Consider the following 14,400-nt stretch of genomic DNA (forward strand, 5'->3'; position numbering starts at 1 on the left):
CACAACTGAGAACGAGATTCCACAGGATACACCGTCTGTGTTCGTGAAACCACATCCCCTTATTTAAAATTCACAGCCCCAACGCCGCTTTTCTGCGAAATTCAGAACCCATCAACGTTCACGTACAGTAACGTTATCCGTGCTTGGCGTCATCTAGTACGAGAGGACGTGACCGCTGAAGGTATCAGAGGACGGGACCGCCGGAGGTATCGACTGTCCTTTTGGGGGTCCATCTTCGGAGACACACTATGAACGACAAGGCCTTCGATGCGCTACGGAACGAAGATCGCCGAGAGCTGCTGCTCGCGCTCCTCGAGCACAATCCCCAGAGCATCACTAAACCGAGCCCTGCGGGTGAGAGGAGAACGCCTGTGGATGCCGACCAGCAGTTCCAGATCACGATGTACCATCACCACCTCCCCAAACTCGAAGCGTACGGCTTCGTCAGGTGGGATAGGGACGCTCACGAGACCGTCAAGGGGCCACAGTTCGAGGAGATTCGTCCCCTGCTCGAGTGTATCCACGGCCACGAGGAGATCAGAACCGATGGCAACAATCGCTGAGTTCGAGATCTCTCTCGAGGATTTCGCGATGAGCCAGACGCTCACGGAGCGAGACGGAATCGAACTCGATATCGAGCGTGTCGTCGCTCACGAGGAGGGGTCGGTGATGCCGTACGTCTGGGTCGAATGTGACGATTTCGACGCGTTCGATCGGGCACTCGAGACGGATCCGAGTGTCGACGCGTTCGAGCGGATAAGCGAGACGGAGGAGTGGCTTCTCTATCGGATGAACTGGACCGAGAACATTCACTTCTTGATGACATTGCTAGTCGAATACGAGGGGGCGGTCCTCTCGGCGAATGCGACGTCCGATAGATGGTGCGTACGGGTACTCTTTCCAACCCGAAAGTCCGTCTCGAACACGTACGAGTATGCGAACGACGAGGGTATGTCACTCACGGTAGCCGCGATCTACGAGATGAGCGACAAGCGATCGGGCCGGTTCGGTCTGACCGAGGAGCAAACGGAGGCACTCACGCTCGCGACCGAACGCGGCTTCTACCGAGTCCCGCGGAAAACCACCCTCATGGGTCTATCCGAGGTGATGGAGATCTCGCATCAGTCGCTCTCGGAGCGACTTCGACGGGGACAGCACACGCTCAATTCGAACACGCTTCTCGGGAGATCCGAACAGGACGATTCCGCAGAACTACTGACGCGAGTGAGATAGCGGGTTTTAGCGAGAGACACGATCCATCCACTCAGTGGCCACGGATATCCATCAGCCTTCGGACTTGACGGTAGTTTCACGATAGTAGGTACTAAAGAAGTGGGTTTCAACAGACCCGATGAGCCCGTTCCATCGGGAGTCTCACCCGGATCTATCCGCCGATCCCGAGTACGACGTCCTCGATTCGGAGGGGAGTGAGACGGCTGGACCGCCCGCTCACCGCCGGAACAGAGAAGAGACACATGCGCTCGGGTGGGGAGTGGGGGGTACGAAACGCACGTGCCGTGTGCACCGTGAACACCCGGACTCATAACCGATTTCCCTTCACCTGCCACTCGGTGGATCGCCGGCCGCGTTCGGGGACCTCGGACGGGCCGTCGGTCCCCACTCCGGTCAATCCAGCCGTGACGGCCCGGATCCTGCCCCGAACGGATCGTTTCTACAGTTCAACAGGTAAAAGAGGTTTTCGTGGGTTCGCGTATATGTCGTGGCCGGACTCGGGCGACCGGATCGGTGGACCCGAGAGCCGGGACGGCGATCGCGTCGGTTACGGGGCGACGAGACGCTGGTGTTCGACCTTCATACACCGGTCGGCGACGACGTGGAGGCCGGCACGTTCGGCGCGGGCGGTCGCGTCCGGGTCCGTGATGCCGAGCTGGAGCCAGATCGCCGTCAGGTTCGTTCTCTCGAGGGCCTCGTCGACGATCCCCGAGACCTCCTCGCTGGGGCGAAAGACGTTCACCAGGTCGATCCCCTCCTCGACCGCCGAGAGGGAGTCGTACGCACGTTTGCCGAAGACCTCCTCTGCGTTCGGGTTGACGGGGATCACGTCGTAGCCGCGTTCTTCGAGGTACTTCGGTATCTCGTGGGCGTCCTTCCCCGGGGTCGCGGAGCAGCCGACGACGGCGACCGTTCGGAGACCGAGGAGTTCGCGGAGTTCGGCGTCACTCTCGACGGGCATTCGTACCGACGCGAGGGATGCGTGACTGTTAACGGTTCCGAGGCAGGTCAGAGAAGGCCGGCCCGAGCAGTCGCGGCTCGCCACTCTCCTCGACCGCGACCACCCCGTCGAAGAGCTGTTTCAGCGTGTTCATCGTCCGGTCGTCGTGGGTAGTCGAGTCGATCACACAGAGGCCGAGCGCGCCCGCGCTCTGGAGCCGTCCCGTGAGGACGTGGACGAACCGGAAGACAGTCCCGAGTTCGGCGTACATGAGCAGCGTCGAGAGCGAGTGGACGAGCACCCGGTTCCGCCTGAGCCCACGCTCGCGCGAGAACGATTCGAGATACGAGGAGAGTTCGACCCCGATCGTCGTCATGTCCACCGGCGAGGCGGCGTAGCTGACCCGGTCGTCGGTGACGGGATCGATGCCCTGGTGGCGCGAGACGCAGTCGACGACGCCGATCGGTGTCTCCGGGGTGAGGTCGGCCCGCTCGACGTACTGCGAGAGCACGTGGGCCGCACCGTCGGTCGTCGTCACGACGATCGCCCCCTCCCCCCGGTCGGTGCCGGCGGCGAGGACGTCGAGACCGACCATCCGCTTTCCCGCCATCGGCGACCCCGTAACGAGGAGGTTCGTCCCCGGCCGTACTCGCGGGGCTGCCAGCACGTCGTCGAGTTCGTACATTGAGGTCCCACTCCGATCGAACTCGTCGTTCGAGTCAGGTATCGGTGCATTGCCGTAGCGGGATATACGTCTTGTCCCCGATCGGTTCCTAGAGGGCGACCGCGCCGATCCGCCCGGCGACGAACGCGAGCGCCGCGAGGAACATCCCGACCTTGAGCCGCTTCTGTCCCGTCGTCGGGTCGCGAAAGCTCGCGGCCGCGGCCCAGAGCATCACCCCCACGGCCGGGACGAGCACGAGGAGGTAGGCGGCGCCGAACTCGCCGGTGAGATACGGCAGCGGGCTCACCGCCACGGCGACGAGCAGACAGGCCGTCGCGATCCAGAGTGCGGGTCGCTCGCCGATCGCGATCGGGAGCGTGTTAAGCCCCTCCTCCCGGTCGCCGTCGACGTCCTCGACGTCCTTTATCACCTCGCGGGTGAACGTCGAGAGCGCCGCGAGGACGAACAGCACCCCCGGCGCGGCGATGTCGCCCACGGCGGCGCCGCCGAACAGGAACGTACTCCCGCCGAGGGCTGCGACGACGGCGTTTCCCACCCCCGGAAGCCCCTTGAACAGTTCGGTATAGGCGATCAGCAACAGCAGGTTCACGACCGCGATGGCGATCGCGAGCGGTGGGAGGGTGATCGCGAGGGCGACCGCACCGAGGAAGAGGGCGACACTGAACCAGAGCGCGAGCCGCGGTGAGACCCGGCCGCTCGGGATCGGACGGCCGGGCTGGTTAATCGCGTCGATCTCCCGGTCGAAGTAGTCGTTGATCGCGTTGCCCGCCCCGGTGGCGAAGACCGTCGCGCCGACCGCCGCGGTCACCGCCCACGGCGCGGCGAGGACGCCGCCCGCGACGAACGCGCCGATGAGGGTGAGAACGCCCGCCGCGACGGCGTTCACCGGGCGCGTGAGCGCGAGGAGTCCGCGGGCGGTCGAGAGCGCCATATCCCGCGTCCTCGTCGTCTCCCCTTAAGTCGCTCCGTTTCCGATCAGCCGATGTAGCGGAGGTCGTCGTCTGTCGGGAGCTCCATCGCCTGCTGCTGGGCCTCGAGCTCCTGGATCTTTCCGACCACTTCCTCCATCTCCTCGGCGCGCTCGTCGAGGCTCGTGAGGTCGACCTCGAAGCCGAGCAGCGACTGGAGCACGCCCAAAAGCGCCTTCGCGCTCTTCGGGTCGACGAGGTAGCCGCTGGTCTCGCCCATCAGACAGCTCGCGTCCAGTCCTCTCCGACCGCCGAGGCCGACCAGCAGCCCGCTGATCCCGACGATGCCGCCGGCCGGCTCGCCCTCGCGGAAGACGACCCCCGCCTCCGAGAGCGCCTCGATGCTCTCGGGGTTCGACACCGCACCGAGGACGTCGTACTCCTCGATGAGCTCGCCCGTCGGGACCCCGCCGAGGGCGAACAGCCGCTCGACGCCGAACTCCTCGACGGCGTCGAGGACGGCCTCGGTGATCCGGTAGTGACCGATACCGCTCGCGGCCTGCTGGTCCCCGGAGAGCACGAGCAGGTCCTGGTTCTCGAAGGAGACGGCGTGGAGCTCCGCACAGACGAGTTCGGCGACTCCCTCGTCGCCGACGGTCACCTGGGGTGGGAAGTGCTCGGAGTGCAATCGGCGGACGAGTTCGCTCTCGGCCTCCGAGAGCAGGTGTTCTGCGACCAGCGATCCGACGTGACCGACGCCCGGCAGCCCCTCGATCAGCACCGGCTCGCGGAGTTCGGGATCGGCGTGAACCACCGTCTCGACGTCGTCCATACCCTCACTCGCGCACGCGGCGCTTAAGAGCGCGTCGGTACTCCCCGTAGCGGTCCTCGGGGCTGTATCGCGCCGGCGCGCTGTTGACGGCGTCGGCTCCGCAGTCGGGACAGGTCGACGAAAGCGTGTAGACCGGGCGGTCGTGATGGGCCTCCCAGTCCGAACAGACCTTGATGTCCGAGATCACTCGTCGTCGGTCCGGCGCTCGCGGTGGAACTCGCCGCTCCCGCCGTCGGCCTCGATGGCGGCCCGAGCGCGCTCGGCGCTCGCTTCGAGCTGGCCCTCTGCGGTCTTGTAGTTCGGCGCACGCACCTTGATGCGGTACTCCGGCGCACCGACGTAGGTCACCTCGAGGTCGATCTCCTCGGGGACCTCGCCGTTACCCTCGGCGGCCGCGAGCGCCGAGCGCACCGCGTCCACGCCCGCTTCCGTCGAACAGACGAGGTCGACGTAGCCGGTCACCTCGACGTACGGCACCGAGACGTTCTCGCGTGCGGTCTCGACGATCGCGTCGATCTCCGCGTCCGAGAGGTCGGTCTCCGCCAGCGCTTCGTCGCCCAGGATCGCCGCCTGCTCGAACGCGTCGTAGAGCGTTCCGTGGACCTCGACGAGTTCGTTCGCGATCCGGCCGTACTCGTCGGCGTCCTCGCCGACGGCGATCGACATCCAGTTGTCGGCCTTCTGTTCGTTCTTCCAGCGCTGGATCGCCTCCTTTCGCTGGTGGTCGTTGACGTCCTTGATCGAGAGGTCGATCTGCTGGCTTCCCTCGTCGATCGAGAGTACCTTACAGACGGTCGTCTGGCCCTCGCGGACGTGGTCGCGGACGTTCTTGATCCAGCCGGAGGCGACCTCGCTGATGTGTGCGAGCCCGCGTCTGTCCTCGTACTCTTCGAGGTCGACGAAGACGCCGAAGTCCTCGATCTCGTCGACCTTCCCGACGACGATCTCGCCCGGCTCCGGGTAGCCGCTGTACTTCATGCTCTCTGTTCGACGGTCTCGGTGACCTCACCGTGGAGTTCGGACTCGCCCCCGGTCGGCGTCGCGAGCGTCGTCCCGCAGACGGCACACGCGACCTCGGTCGCGACCCGGCCGAAGACGATCTGTTCGTTCCCGCAGTCCGGACAGACGACGGTGTAGAAGTTCCCCGCCATCGTTACTCCTGGAACTCCAGGCGGCCGGCCCGCCAGCCCTTCCGGAGGTGGGCCTTGCCGCACTCGCTGCAGCGGTATTTGAGGTTCGTCTTCTTCGTCGGCTTCTCGCCGCTGGGCACCTTCGAGAACTTCCCGGCGTTCCCAATACCCGAGCGCTGGCGCTGGCGCTGGCGGCCCTGGACCTTCGTCATGCCGGAGGCCTGGCCCTGTCTGACCTTCTCCAGTTCGTGTTCGTGATGGGCGTTGCAGTGCGGACAGTAGGTGTTGAACCGTCGTGGGATCTGCATAGGGTATACTCTGGGGAGTCGTTGGGTACCGCCGGTTAAAACCCGTTTGGTATAGCTTCGAATTCGGCAGGAGCCAGCACGGTGGATACGGTGACAGATAGCCGTTCGTTCCCACGAGCGGGGTGATCGGTTCCCCGGTGTTCCAGCTCCCGATCGGCGCTCCCTGGTTTTGGCCGCAGAGATTGGCTCCGGTGACTTCTCCGAGTGGGTCGACGGCGCGCAGGAACTCGTCGAGAACGTCCAGGAGACGGTTGACCAATCCGTGGATCAGATCGCGTGATAGGCGATTCTTCGTCGTGGTGTGAGCGCTCTCGCCTGGTTCTGAGATATGCTCGGTTATATCGGAACCGAGGTGAGTAGTGGCGACGCTATCGGTTTTGATAGAGTGGGTATACGGACAGAATGACAACCCCTAGTGCAATAGCAAATACACCGATGGCGTAATAGAGTCTCGAAGTAGCCATATAAACTGTTGGGGGGACTGTCACCAAAATTAAAATCATCGACCCTACGCTAAGACCCTGACCGACCCTCTGTGCTCTTCTCTGTGAGCGAATGCTGCCCTCGACGTTCCTGAGGAGTTCGTTCTGCTGTCTTATCTCTCGAAGTTGTTCTTCGTGACGCACTTTATCAGATGAACTCACCTTTTCGACCAGTCCCGAAATATCGATATTCTGTGACTCACTTTCCGCGCTCCCCACCGACTCTAGCTGAGACTCAAGATCGTTCACTTGAGCACCGATATGCCCAATCGTATCGCTCCAAGTGACAGTCTGGCGCTCTTGTATGTCCTTGGTTTATCAGAAGTTCTTCATTTCACTACGGATCTGGACCGGTTCTGATCGAAGATTGCTTTCACTGCGGATGTTCGGACTTGGTCCGTCACCTAATTCGAGTTCGGTGCGGAGATCGGGCGGCTCTTTCTCTTGCCCGTCTGGCATCGTTTGTGTGATCGGGGGTGAAAACAAGACGCTTTCTTCTTTTTAATCCGTTTGCGCCGGTATTCCCCTTTTCCCCTTCACTTCGTGTTGATTACAGTCCTATTCATTACATACCTCGCCTTCCGATCCGAACACGCAAGCAATGAAGCGATGCTCGCAACTCCGATAGGTGAAACCGCGCGGGCGTGGTACGGACCCGTACACCCGACGGGACCCCGTCGGCTCGTCACCCCGACCCGTGGCGTTTCGGGTACGCCGAGCTTTCCGCGATATCACTGCACATACTGACGTGGCTCGCGGTCCTCACTCGGGTAGGGCCGGGCGATCGAACGCGACGCTCGGGTGCCTCGAACGCCAGCGCGCCCGGCCCGATTTTTCTACTCGCGTCCGACCGGATTGGAGACCGAGAGCGTCGTCTCCCCGGCGAGTTCGGTCGTTTCCCGGTCCTCGACCAGAACGTGGCTCCCCTCACACATGACGAGCAGCTCCTCCCTCTCGATCCCCGGAGCGCGCTCTGCGAGCGCGACGAGGGCGTCCGAGACGGTCGCTCCCGGAGGGAGCGTGAGCGAGACGGTTCGCTCGCCGACCCGCTCGCGGACCACGCCGTAACACCGAACGGTGACCCGGATCTCCGACATGTCCCGGAAGAGGACGGGGAACTACAAGAGCGGTCGGACCCGAGACGGGGTATGGAGATCAGCTGTCAGCTGTTCGGACCGCTACGGGAGACGGTCGGCGAGAAGACGGTCGCCGTCGAGGTCGAGACGGGTGCGACGGTCGCGGAGGCCCTCCGTGCGCTCTGTGAGGCCCACCCGGGTCTCGAAGACCGGCTGTTCGAGGGGGGTGAGCTCGCGTTCTCAAGCGTGACGGTGACGCGGAACGGGAGACACGTCACACAGGAGGAAGGCGGGGAGACGGTCCTCGACGAGGGCGACACGCTCAGGCTCGCCCCGCCGGTCGTCGGCGGGTCGGGGTAGGCAGATCGCTCATCGGGAGTATCGTAGTCGTTCATAGAATCCTCAGTTCGGGACCGAGAGACGAGACCCGTTGATCGATTACCGAGATCTCCGGTTGGCTACGGTAATCCCTATCAGTCGGCGCTCGCGTGGTCGGCGACCTGCTCGCCGGGGACCGTCCCGTCGTCGTTCCAGCCGCGGCGCTCGTAGTACTCCCCGATCGATGCGTCGAGGTCGGGCAGGTCGTAGGGGAGGCGGTCGTCCGAGCGGTCCATCCCGCGCTGGTTGTTGAAGTGACGCTCGAGTTCGATCACCCGGCTGCCGGCGGCGAGCAGCTCCTCGAACGGTGCGTCGAGGAGCTTCTCGAGGCTCTCGTCTGGGACGTAGTCGCCGCCGAACGCGCAGACGATCCCGCTGTCGCGCAGCGCGTTCCGGTTCTCGTGTTCGATCAGCGTCTCCGCCTTCCCGGCGGTCCCCTCGGGGTCGAGTTCGCCGGAGTACTCCTTCCGGAGCATCGTCGCGTACATGTGGTCGGCGCCGCGGTTGGCCACGGCGTACGACAGCCCCTGTCCCTGGAGGACGCGGCCGTCGTGAGCGGCGAACTCCATCCCCTTCACCGAGAAGTTCTCGACGCCGAGCTCCCCGTGTGCGCGCTCGACGCCCTCCGCGAGTAGGTCTCCTTCCTCCTCCCGGAAGGCGATCTTCTCGACGAGGTCGTGGATCAGCTCCGCGTTGCCGAACTCGTCGTGGGCGGCGAGGTACGCCGCCACGCTGTTCCCACACGAGATGGTGTCCATCCCGTAGATGTCACAGAGCTCGTTCGAGATCATCACGTCCACCACGTCGTCGACCCCGCAGTTCGACCCGAACGAGAACACCGTCTCGAACTCCGGCCCCTCGGTCTCGACCCCTCGCTCCTCGTCCTTCGTCGGGAGCTTGCAGGCGAACGCACAGACCGAGCAGGCCTCCTTCTTGTACTTCTTCTCCTCGACGGCGTCCCCGCCGATCCCCGCGACGCCCTCGAACTCGTACTCCGAGAAGTATCTCGTCGGCAGGGAGAAGTTGTCGTTGATGAACTCGGTGTTGGCGGTCGTCCCCTGGCGTTTCATCATGTCGTCGGTCGTCGCTGCCTCGCGGTGGATCTCGCCCTGGACCTCCTCGGGGAGCTCGAGGTCGGGACGCGAGTCGCCCCTGAACGAGACCGTCTTCACGTTCTTCGATCCCAGCACCGCGCCGAGGCCGCCGCGGCCGAACGCCCGGCTGTCGTAGGTCATCACGCAGGCGAACCGAACGAGGTTCTCCCCAGCAGGTCCGATCGTGATCAGGTTCTCCGAGGCGAGGTCGTGGGCCTCGTCCATCGCGTCGGTCACCTCGGGGACCGTCGCCATCTCCAGGTCGGGGACCTCCTCGAACTCGACGCCCTCGTCGGTGACGTGGACGGCGAGTAAGTCGTCGCTTTCACCCACAATCTCGACGGCGCTGTAGCCGGTGTCGGCGAAGTTTCGCGAGAGGTACCCCCCCGCGTTCGTCGAGAGCAATCCATCGGTGAGGGGGGAGAGCCCGGTGAGGCTCATCCTGCCGGTGAAACTCATCTCCGAGACCTGCAGCGGGCCGGTCGCGAGGTAGATCCGGTTCTCGGGACCGAACGGATCGGCGTCGAACGGGATCCGGTCGTGGGCGAGTGCGGTCGCGACGCCGCGGCCGCCGATGAACGACTCGAGCGTGTCGTCGATCTCGGTCGTCTCGTACGTTCGCTCGCCGACGTCGATCGTGAGCAACGGACCGGGTGTGTGTCGCATGGGATACCCATGCGAGGGCAAGTACAAAAACGTACGCGCCCCGGCGTTCGAAACGCTTACCCCACCCTCACACGAACCCGCCCCCATGAAGCGGCTCATCATCCACGGCGATCCCGGGGTGAGAAAGGGCGGGCGGATCGAGGTCGACGGCGAAGAACTCGTCTGTTTCGGCATCTCTCGCAACGGCGAGTGGCACGGCCCCGATCGGATGCAGCTCTGGTGTGTCGTCGGTACCGAGGACGAACGCGAAGCGTTCCAGAAACAGGAGTACGTTCCGCACTTCCTCGACGTGGAGGCGGTCGACGAGTCCGACGTCACCGTGATCGAGCGCGGCCCGCCGACGATCGTCTAGTCCACCCGGTAGATCACGACCGCGCCGAACTCCCCTGCCACCTCGACGCCTGGCAGTTCCTCGAACTCGCCCAGCTCGTAGCGTTCTCTCTCCTCGGGACCCACGTAGACGTACTCGACGTCGTACTCGGTGAGCAGCGCGCGCCGCTCGTCCGGCTCGCCCTCGTAGATCGTCCCGACGTCGGCCACGCGCTCGTGGTACTCCCCTGGATCGCGGTAGCCCGTCTGGTGGGCCCAGCCAGCGACGGTCGGGACCCCCGTGAGACTGGACGGCGCGTTCACCCAGCGGTAGATCCCCGCCTCGTGCGTGCCGGGCGCGCTCACCATCGTCGGCTGGCCCTCCCGTTCTGCGAGCCAGGCGATCGCCTCGGCCTCCTCGGGGTGCTGTTCCTCGACGAACGCCGTCGCGTCGAGCGTCTTCTCATCGGAGGTCGCCGCGTGGCTCGCGAGCGCGAACGGGGCGTAGAGACCCGAGGCGGCGACCACGAGAACGACGAGGAGCGTCGCGGTGTTTCGTCGGGTGCGGGGAGGAGTCGACGGGGCGAACCGTCGCCGGTCGGAGAGCAGACCGGCGAGCACGACGCCGCCCGCGACCGACCAGAGCCCCCAGAGCTGCGCGTAGGTCTTGAACACCGTGTTCAGCCGCTCGGGACCGGCGGTCTCCACCACGTACGCGACCTCGACGATCAGGACGAGCCCCGAACCGGCGACGACGAGCAGCGACGCGAAGCCGCCACCGGTCCGACAGCGGTGCCAGCCGAGCGCGAGCAGGGGCAGGGCGAGTCCGACCGCGGCGAGGTCGGCGAGCCAGCCGAGTACGAGCGCGAAGAGCGCGAGCGCCACGATAGTCCTTCGGTGTCCGCGGTACTCCTCACGGGTGAGGAAGAAGGCCCAGAACGCGACGAGGAAGGTGCCGTGGACGAGGAGGAGCGAGCCGAGCGGGCTCCGATCGGGGAGGAACCCGACCGACCGACCGCTCGCGGTTCCGGTGAGGAAGGGGACGACCGCGAGGAGGCCGAGGAGGACCGGGGGGACGACGAGCAGTCCCGCGAGCACCAGCCTACGGAGTTCGATGCGGACGGACGACGGAGACCCCCTCCGGAACCGCTCCGGAAGGAGCGAGGTCGGACCCGAGTGGGCGAGCGCGAGCGTGAGCGCGAGCAGGCCGGTCGCGATCGGCGCGTCCCACGTATTGACGAACGCGAGCAGGCCGACGAGGACCCCGCCGGAGGCCAGGAGCGCGAGTCGTCTCCGCCGCTCTTCCTCCGGAGTGCGGTAATACTCGTGGCAGCAGGCGGCCACCAGGAGGACGAACGGGACGCTCATCATGTGGGCGTGGAGGTCGCCGTTGAGGTACGCGAACAGCGGGAACTCGTTGATCGTGCCCTCGATCACGCGGCTCGCGTCCCAGTAGGAGAACTGCGTCGGGCCACCCGAAACCCGATCGGGTTCGTAGCCCGTCGCCGCGAGCAGCGGCTCCGCGAGTGTGTCGGGGAGGACCCAGAGGAGGAGGCCGAGCGCGGTGGTGAGCGTGCCGGCGACACCGAAGAGGAACGCGGCGAGCGCGCCGGCGGTGCGGCGGGGATAGCCCATCCCGGCCGCGACCGTGCCCGCGAGGCCGAAGGCCGCGGTGACGCTCGTCGCGTAGAAGCCGGCCAGCGCGAGGTTGTACGCGAAGCGGGCGTCGGTTCCCGTCGCCTCCGCGAACAGTGCCGCGAGCATGTGTCCGCCGTAGTAGTACCTGACCGGCTCACCGGCGAACCAGACGTCCTCGGGAGGGAGCACCTCCGCACGGAGGAGCGTCTGCAGCAGGCCGAAGTCGAGGAACTTCTCGCCCGCGGTCGGCGTCACCGCGGGGTCGAGGCCCCGGATCACTATCACCAGCAGGTAGGCGAGCGTGAAGACGACGAGCGTGTCGAGGACGACGGAGCGGTGGGGAAGGCGAACTCCCCGCCGAAGCGCGAGGAGCGAGGCGGCGAGGAGGGTGAGGAGACCGACGCCGAACGCGAGGAGCCCGAACCGGACCTGGCCGGCCCAGAACCCGACGAGCGCCAGTACCGAGAACGAGAGGGGAAGCGAGAGCGAGAGACCCCGGTCCGCACACCGTGCGAGGAGGGCGGCCGCGGCCGGGGCACCCGAAGCGGCCAGGGAGAGGAAGAAGAGCCACCAGAGCGCGACGAGGCCGTACTCCATGGTCGGGAAACCGAGCCGGGAGGAATACGCCTTCTGGTCGGCCCCACCTCCGCCTACGAGGCGCGCGCGACCGCACGGGTCGGGAGCGAGAAAGAGTATACCGACCGGGGCGGTACTGCGTGCGTGATCTCGCCGACCCAGGTCGCGACCCTCTACGTTGCCGCCTTCTTCGCGGCGCTCGGTCTCGCCGAGATCAGGTGGTTCCAGGTGGTGTCTTTCCTCCAGTGCGTGCCGTTCGGGACGGAGAACGACGGACTCACCGATGCCGGGAGTGAGACGTACCGACGGACCGGCGTTTTCTATCTCGCGATCGCCCGCCTCTCGCACTCCTCGTCCTCGTTCTGTGAGGGCGGTCCGGTCGGACCGGACGTGGTCAGTCGGCGAGCCCCGAGAGGATGAACTGGGCGCTCGCGAGGTTCGTCGCCAGCGCGGTGTCGTGGACGTCACAGATCCGCAGGAGCGCGGTGATGTCGGGTTCGTGTGGCTGGGCGCGAAGCGGGTCCCGGAGGAAGACGATCCCGTCGAGGTCGCCGCGGGCGACCTCCGCACCGATCATCATGTCACCGCTGAGCGGCCCCGACGCCATCCGCGTGACCGTGAGGTCGGTCTCCTCGTTCAGTCGCCTCCCGGTGGTGCCGGTCGCGATCAGTTCGCAGCCCGAGAGGACCGTCTCGTGTTCGCGGGCGAAGTCGATCATGTCGGCTTTCTTCTCGTCGTGGGCGATCAGCGCGAGCCGCGTCATGCCCGGAGTACGGACGCCCGTGGCATATACTGCCCTCCGCCGGGACCCGTCTCGCCGGGAGGTTTTTATCCGTTTCCGGCTAGCTGAGAGTGAATGTCGCCTGACGTCGGGGTCGTCGTTCCCGCCTACCGCCCCGATCCCGACCGCCTCCGTGCGTTCGTCGAGAGCGTCGCCGAGACGGTCGATCCGATCCGGCTCCGGGTCGAACTCGACGACCCCCTGCCGGAGACCGCGGACGCCCTCTCCGGGCTCCCGGCGACCGTGAACACCGTCCCGGAGCGACGGGGCAAGGGGCGAGCGATCACCGAGGGGTTCGACGCGCTGGAGACCGAGGTGCTCGCGTTCGCCGACGCGGACGGTTCCACCCCCGCGACCTCGCTCGCGGACGTCATCGGACCCGTCGACGGTCGGGCCGTCGCGCTCTCGGTCGGCTCGCGCCGTCACCCCGAGAGCGAGGTGATCGCACACCAGACCGTCGTCCGCAGGCGGCTCGGCGACGGCTTCGCGTGGCTGGCGAGACGACTGCTCGACCCACAGCTCACCGACTACCAGTGCGGCGCGAAGGCGATCGACGCGGCGCTCTGGGAGGAGGTCAGAGGCGAGCTTCGAGCCCCGGGGTTCGCCTGGGACGTCGAACTGGTCGCGCTGACCCACGCCCGCGGTGGACGGATCGTCGAGGTACCGGTGACCTGGGTCGACGCCCCGGGATCGACCGTCGCGGCGCGGGACGCACTGACCGTCGTCTCGGAGCTGATCGCCGTCGGACGGCGAGTGAACGGGGAAGACGGAGCCGGGTCTGGTGGGGCGGTCGTGGGGGATCGTCCCGGTGTCCGATCCCCGACCGGGAACGGTGGCGATGAGTGAGGACCTCGGCCGGACCCTGCTGGTCCGCTACGCCCGTGTGCTCGTCTCACGGGTCCGTCTGGTGAAGTTCGCGCTGGTCGGCGCGCTCGGCGCGCTCGTCGATACCCTCGTCCTCGGGATCGGGTACACGCTCGTCGGGCTGCCGATCTGGGGGGCGAAGTTCGTCGGCGCGGAGACCGCGATCCTCGTGATGTTCGTCGTCAACGAGCGGTGGACGTTCGCAGACGCCGGGCTCTCGGGGTTCGGGGCACTCTCGCGACGGCTCGTCCGGTCGAACCTCGTCCGGGTGGGCGGTATCGCCGTGGCAACAGTCGTGCTCGTCGTACTCTACCGGCAGGTTGGCGTCCCCTGGCCGCTCGCGAACCTCGTCGGGATCGGCTGTGGCTTCCTGTTCAACTACACGCTGGAGTCGGTCTACACCTGGCGAGTGCAGTGGGTCTGATACGGACGGTTGAAACCGGTTGCCGCCGATCACCAGTACGGTCGGCGATCACTGGTAGGGGACCACAACCGTCCGT

At 65.9% G+C, this 14,400-nt stretch carries 19 protein-coding genes; 7 read left to right on the forward strand and 12 right to left on the reverse strand.

Annotated elements, in window-relative coordinates:
• The first annotated feature begins 248 nt into the window (after positions 1–248).
• Together V2L32_RS11510 and V2L32_RS11515 are read left to right on the forward strand one after the other, a co-directional pair.
• Positions 249–563 (forward strand): DUF7344 domain-containing protein, encoded by a 315-nt coding sequence (locus V2L32_RS11510; protein ID WP_331232519.1) that lies wholly within the window; start codon positions 249–251, stop codon positions 561–563.
• A complete protein-coding gene (locus V2L32_RS11515) occupies positions 547–1,233 on the forward strand; it encodes a bacterio-opsin activator domain-containing protein (RefSeq protein ID WP_331232521.1) in 687 nt (228 codons plus the stop codon). The genes V2L32_RS11510 and V2L32_RS11515 overlap by 17 nt, the downstream gene beginning before the upstream one ends.
• Before the next feature lie 547 nt (positions 1,234–1,780).
• On the opposite strand, the gene V2L32_RS11520 is transcribed toward V2L32_RS11515, so the two are convergent.
• From V2L32_RS11520 to V2L32_RS11560, 9 genes are all read right to left on the reverse strand, one after another.
• Positions 1,781–2,194 (reverse strand): CoA-binding protein, encoded by a 414-nt coding sequence (locus V2L32_RS11520; protein WP_331232522.1) that lies wholly within the window; start codon positions 2,192–2,194, stop codon positions 1,781–1,783.
• Positions 2,195–2,222: 28 nt separating this feature from the next.
• On the reverse strand, positions 2,223–2,858 hold the full coding sequence (locus tag V2L32_RS11525) for an RAD55 family ATPase (protein ID WP_331232523.1): 636 nt from the start codon (positions 2,856–2,858) through the stop codon (positions 2,223–2,225).
• An 88-nt stretch (positions 2,859–2,946) separates the two neighbouring features.
• Positions 2,947–3,789, reverse strand: coding sequence for a geranylgeranylglycerol-phosphate geranylgeranyltransferase (locus V2L32_RS11530; RefSeq protein WP_331232524.1), 843 nt, complete (start codon positions 3,787–3,789; stop codon positions 2,947–2,949).
• Between the two features lie 44 nt (positions 3,790–3,833).
• On the reverse strand, positions 3,834–4,598 hold the full coding sequence (locus V2L32_RS11535; RefSeq protein ID WP_331232526.1) for a proteasome assembly chaperone family protein: 765 nt from the start codon (positions 4,596–4,598) through the stop codon (positions 3,834–3,836).
• A 4-nt stretch (positions 4,599–4,602) separates the two neighbouring features.
• The gene (locus tag V2L32_RS11540) at positions 4,603–4,785 is read right to left on the reverse strand and encodes an RNA-protein complex protein Nop10 (RefSeq protein ID WP_331232527.1); all 183 of its coding nucleotides are present in this window, start codon (positions 4,783–4,785) and stop codon (positions 4,603–4,605) included.
• Entirely contained in the window at positions 4,782–5,576 is a 795-nt protein-coding gene (locus tag V2L32_RS11545) for a translation initiation factor IF-2 subunit alpha (RefSeq protein ID WP_331232528.1), read from the reverse strand. The genes V2L32_RS11540 and V2L32_RS11545 overlap by 4 nt, the downstream gene beginning before the upstream one ends.
• A complete protein-coding gene (locus V2L32_RS11550) occupies positions 5,573–5,749 on the reverse strand; it encodes a 30S ribosomal protein S27e (protein WP_331232529.1) in 177 nt (58 codons plus the stop codon). The genes V2L32_RS11545 and V2L32_RS11550 overlap by 4 nt, the downstream gene beginning before the upstream one ends.
• Positions 5,750–5,751: 2 nt before the next feature.
• The gene (locus V2L32_RS11555) at positions 5,752–6,036 is read right to left on the reverse strand and encodes a 50S ribosomal protein L44e (RefSeq protein ID WP_331232531.1); all 285 of its coding nucleotides are present in this window, start codon (positions 6,034–6,036) and stop codon (positions 5,752–5,754) included.
• Between the two features lie 1,318 nt (positions 6,037–7,354).
• Positions 7,355–7,615 carry a MoaD/ThiS family protein gene (locus V2L32_RS11560; protein ID WP_331232532.1) on the reverse strand — a complete coding sequence of 87 codons (261 nt, stop codon included), beginning with the start codon at positions 7,613–7,615 and terminating at the stop codon, positions 7,355–7,357.
• A gap of 51 nt (positions 7,616–7,666) precedes the next feature.
• On the opposite strand from V2L32_RS11560, the gene V2L32_RS11565 reads away from it, so the two are divergent.
• Positions 7,667–7,954 (forward strand): ubiquitin-like small modifier protein 1, encoded by a 288-nt coding sequence (locus V2L32_RS11565; protein ID WP_331232535.1) that lies wholly within the window; start codon positions 7,667–7,669, stop codon positions 7,952–7,954.
• A gap of 113 nt (positions 7,955–8,067) precedes the next feature.
• Here the strand turns inward: V2L32_RS11565 and V2L32_RS11570 are convergent, their stop codons facing one another.
• Positions 8,068–9,732 carry an aldehyde ferredoxin oxidoreductase family protein gene (locus tag V2L32_RS11570; RefSeq protein WP_331232537.1) on the reverse strand — a complete coding sequence of 555 codons (1,665 nt, stop codon included), beginning with the start codon at positions 9,730–9,732 and terminating at the stop codon, positions 8,068–8,070.
• Positions 9,733–9,817: 85 nt separating this feature from the next.
• Here V2L32_RS11570 and V2L32_RS11575 point away from each other — a divergent pair, with 85 nt between their 5' ends.
• Positions 9,818–10,084 carry an HAH_0734 family protein gene (locus V2L32_RS11575; protein WP_331232539.1) on the forward strand — a complete coding sequence of 89 codons (267 nt, stop codon included), beginning with the start codon at positions 9,818–9,820 and terminating at the stop codon, positions 10,082–10,084.
• Here V2L32_RS11575 and V2L32_RS11580 read toward each other — a convergent pair.
• The gene (locus tag V2L32_RS11580) at positions 10,081–12,276 is read right to left on the reverse strand and encodes a DUF2298 domain-containing protein (protein ID WP_331232541.1); all 2,196 of its coding nucleotides are present in this window, start codon (positions 12,274–12,276) and stop codon (positions 10,081–10,083) included. The genes V2L32_RS11575 and V2L32_RS11580 overlap by 4 nt on opposite strands.
• 123 nt (positions 12,277–12,399) lie before the next feature.
• Between V2L32_RS11580 and V2L32_RS11585 the strand changes: the two genes are divergently transcribed.
• Positions 12,400–12,675 carry a hypothetical protein gene (locus tag V2L32_RS11585; protein ID WP_331232542.1) on the forward strand — a complete coding sequence of 92 codons (276 nt, stop codon included), beginning with the start codon at positions 12,400–12,402 and terminating at the stop codon, positions 12,673–12,675.
• Here V2L32_RS11585 and V2L32_RS11590 read toward each other — a convergent pair.
• Complete coding sequence (locus tag V2L32_RS11590; protein ID WP_331232543.1) at positions 12,650–13,018, reverse strand: methylglyoxal synthase; 369 nt, start codon at positions 13,016–13,018, stop codon at positions 12,650–12,652. The two genes, V2L32_RS11585 and V2L32_RS11590, sit on opposite strands and share 26 nt — an antisense overlap.
• Positions 13,019–13,111: 93 nt before the next feature.
• On the opposite strand from V2L32_RS11590, the gene V2L32_RS11595 reads away from it, so the two are divergent.
• Positions 13,112–13,882, forward strand: coding sequence for a glycosyltransferase (locus V2L32_RS11595; RefSeq protein ID WP_331232545.1), 771 nt, complete (start codon positions 13,112–13,114; stop codon positions 13,880–13,882).
• A complete protein-coding gene (locus tag V2L32_RS11600; RefSeq protein ID WP_331232547.1) occupies positions 13,875–14,324 on the forward strand; it encodes a GtrA family protein in 450 nt (149 codons plus the stop codon). The genes V2L32_RS11595 and V2L32_RS11600 overlap by 8 nt, the downstream gene beginning before the upstream one ends.
• Positions 14,325–14,400: the final 76 nt, after the last annotated feature.

This window comes from Halalkalicoccus sp. CGA53, from assembly GCF_036429475.1.
GTDB lineage: Archaea > Halobacteriota > Halobacteria > Halobacteriales > Halalkalicoccaceae > Natronorarus > Natronorarus salvus.

What these genes read in the sequence shown, in the direction of transcription:
- V2L32_RS11510 (WP_331232519.1), top strand. Translation starts at nt 249, where the DNA reads ATGAACGACAAGGCCTTCGATGCGCTACGGAACGAAGATCGCCGAGAG.
- V2L32_RS11600 (WP_331232547.1), top strand. Translation starts at nt 13,875, where the DNA reads ATGAGTGAGGACCTCGGCCGGACCCTGCTGGTCCGCTACGCCCGTGTG.
- V2L32_RS11525 (WP_331232523.1), bottom strand. Translation starts at nt 2,858, where the DNA reads ATGTACGAACTCGACGACGTGCTGGCAGCCCCGCGAGTACGGCCGGGG.
- V2L32_RS11590 (WP_331232543.1), bottom strand. Translation starts at nt 13,018, where the DNA reads ATGACGCGGCTCGCGCTGATCGCCCACGACGAGAAGAAAGCCGACATG.
- V2L32_RS11575 (WP_331232539.1), top strand. Translation starts at nt 9,818, where the DNA reads ATGAAGCGGCTCATCATCCACGGCGATCCCGGGGTGAGAAAGGGCGGG.
- V2L32_RS11570 (WP_331232537.1), bottom strand. Translation starts at nt 9,732, where the DNA reads ATGCGACACACACCCGGTCCGTTGCTCACGATCGACGTCGGCGAGCGA.
- V2L32_RS11545 (WP_331232528.1), bottom strand. Translation starts at nt 5,576, where the DNA reads ATGAAGTACAGCGGCTACCCGGAGCCGGGCGAGATCGTCGTCGGGAAG.
- V2L32_RS11560 (WP_331232532.1), bottom strand. Translation starts at nt 7,615, where the DNA reads ATGTCGGAGATCCGGGTCACCGTTCGGTGTTACGGCGTGGTCCGCGAG.
- V2L32_RS11530 (WP_331232524.1), bottom strand. Translation starts at nt 3,789, where the DNA reads ATGGCGCTCTCGACCGCCCGCGGACTCCTCGCGCTCACGCGCCCGGTG.
- V2L32_RS11535 (WP_331232526.1), bottom strand. Translation starts at nt 4,598, where the DNA reads ATGGACGACGTCGAGACGGTGGTTCACGCCGATCCCGAACTCCGCGAG.
- V2L32_RS11555 (WP_331232531.1), bottom strand. Translation starts at nt 6,036, where the DNA reads ATGCAGATCCCACGACGGTTCAACACCTACTGTCCGCACTGCAACGCC.
- V2L32_RS11565 (WP_331232535.1), top strand. Translation starts at nt 7,667, where the DNA reads ATGGAGATCAGCTGTCAGCTGTTCGGACCGCTACGGGAGACGGTCGGC.
- V2L32_RS11520 (WP_331232522.1), bottom strand. Translation starts at nt 2,194, where the DNA reads ATGCCCGTCGAGAGTGACGCCGAACTCCGCGAACTCCTCGGTCTCCGA.
- V2L32_RS11595 (WP_331232545.1), top strand. Translation starts at nt 13,112, where the DNA reads ATGTCGCCTGACGTCGGGGTCGTCGTTCCCGCCTACCGCCCCGATCCC.
- V2L32_RS11580 (WP_331232541.1), bottom strand. Translation starts at nt 12,276, where the DNA reads ATGGAGTACGGCCTCGTCGCGCTCTGGTGGCTCTTCTTCCTCTCCCTG.
- V2L32_RS11550 (WP_331232529.1), bottom strand. Translation starts at nt 5,749, where the DNA reads ATGGCGGGGAACTTCTACACCGTCGTCTGTCCGGACTGCGGGAACGAA.
- V2L32_RS11515 (WP_331232521.1), top strand. Translation starts at nt 547, where the DNA reads ATGGCAACAATCGCTGAGTTCGAGATCTCTCTCGAGGATTTCGCGATG.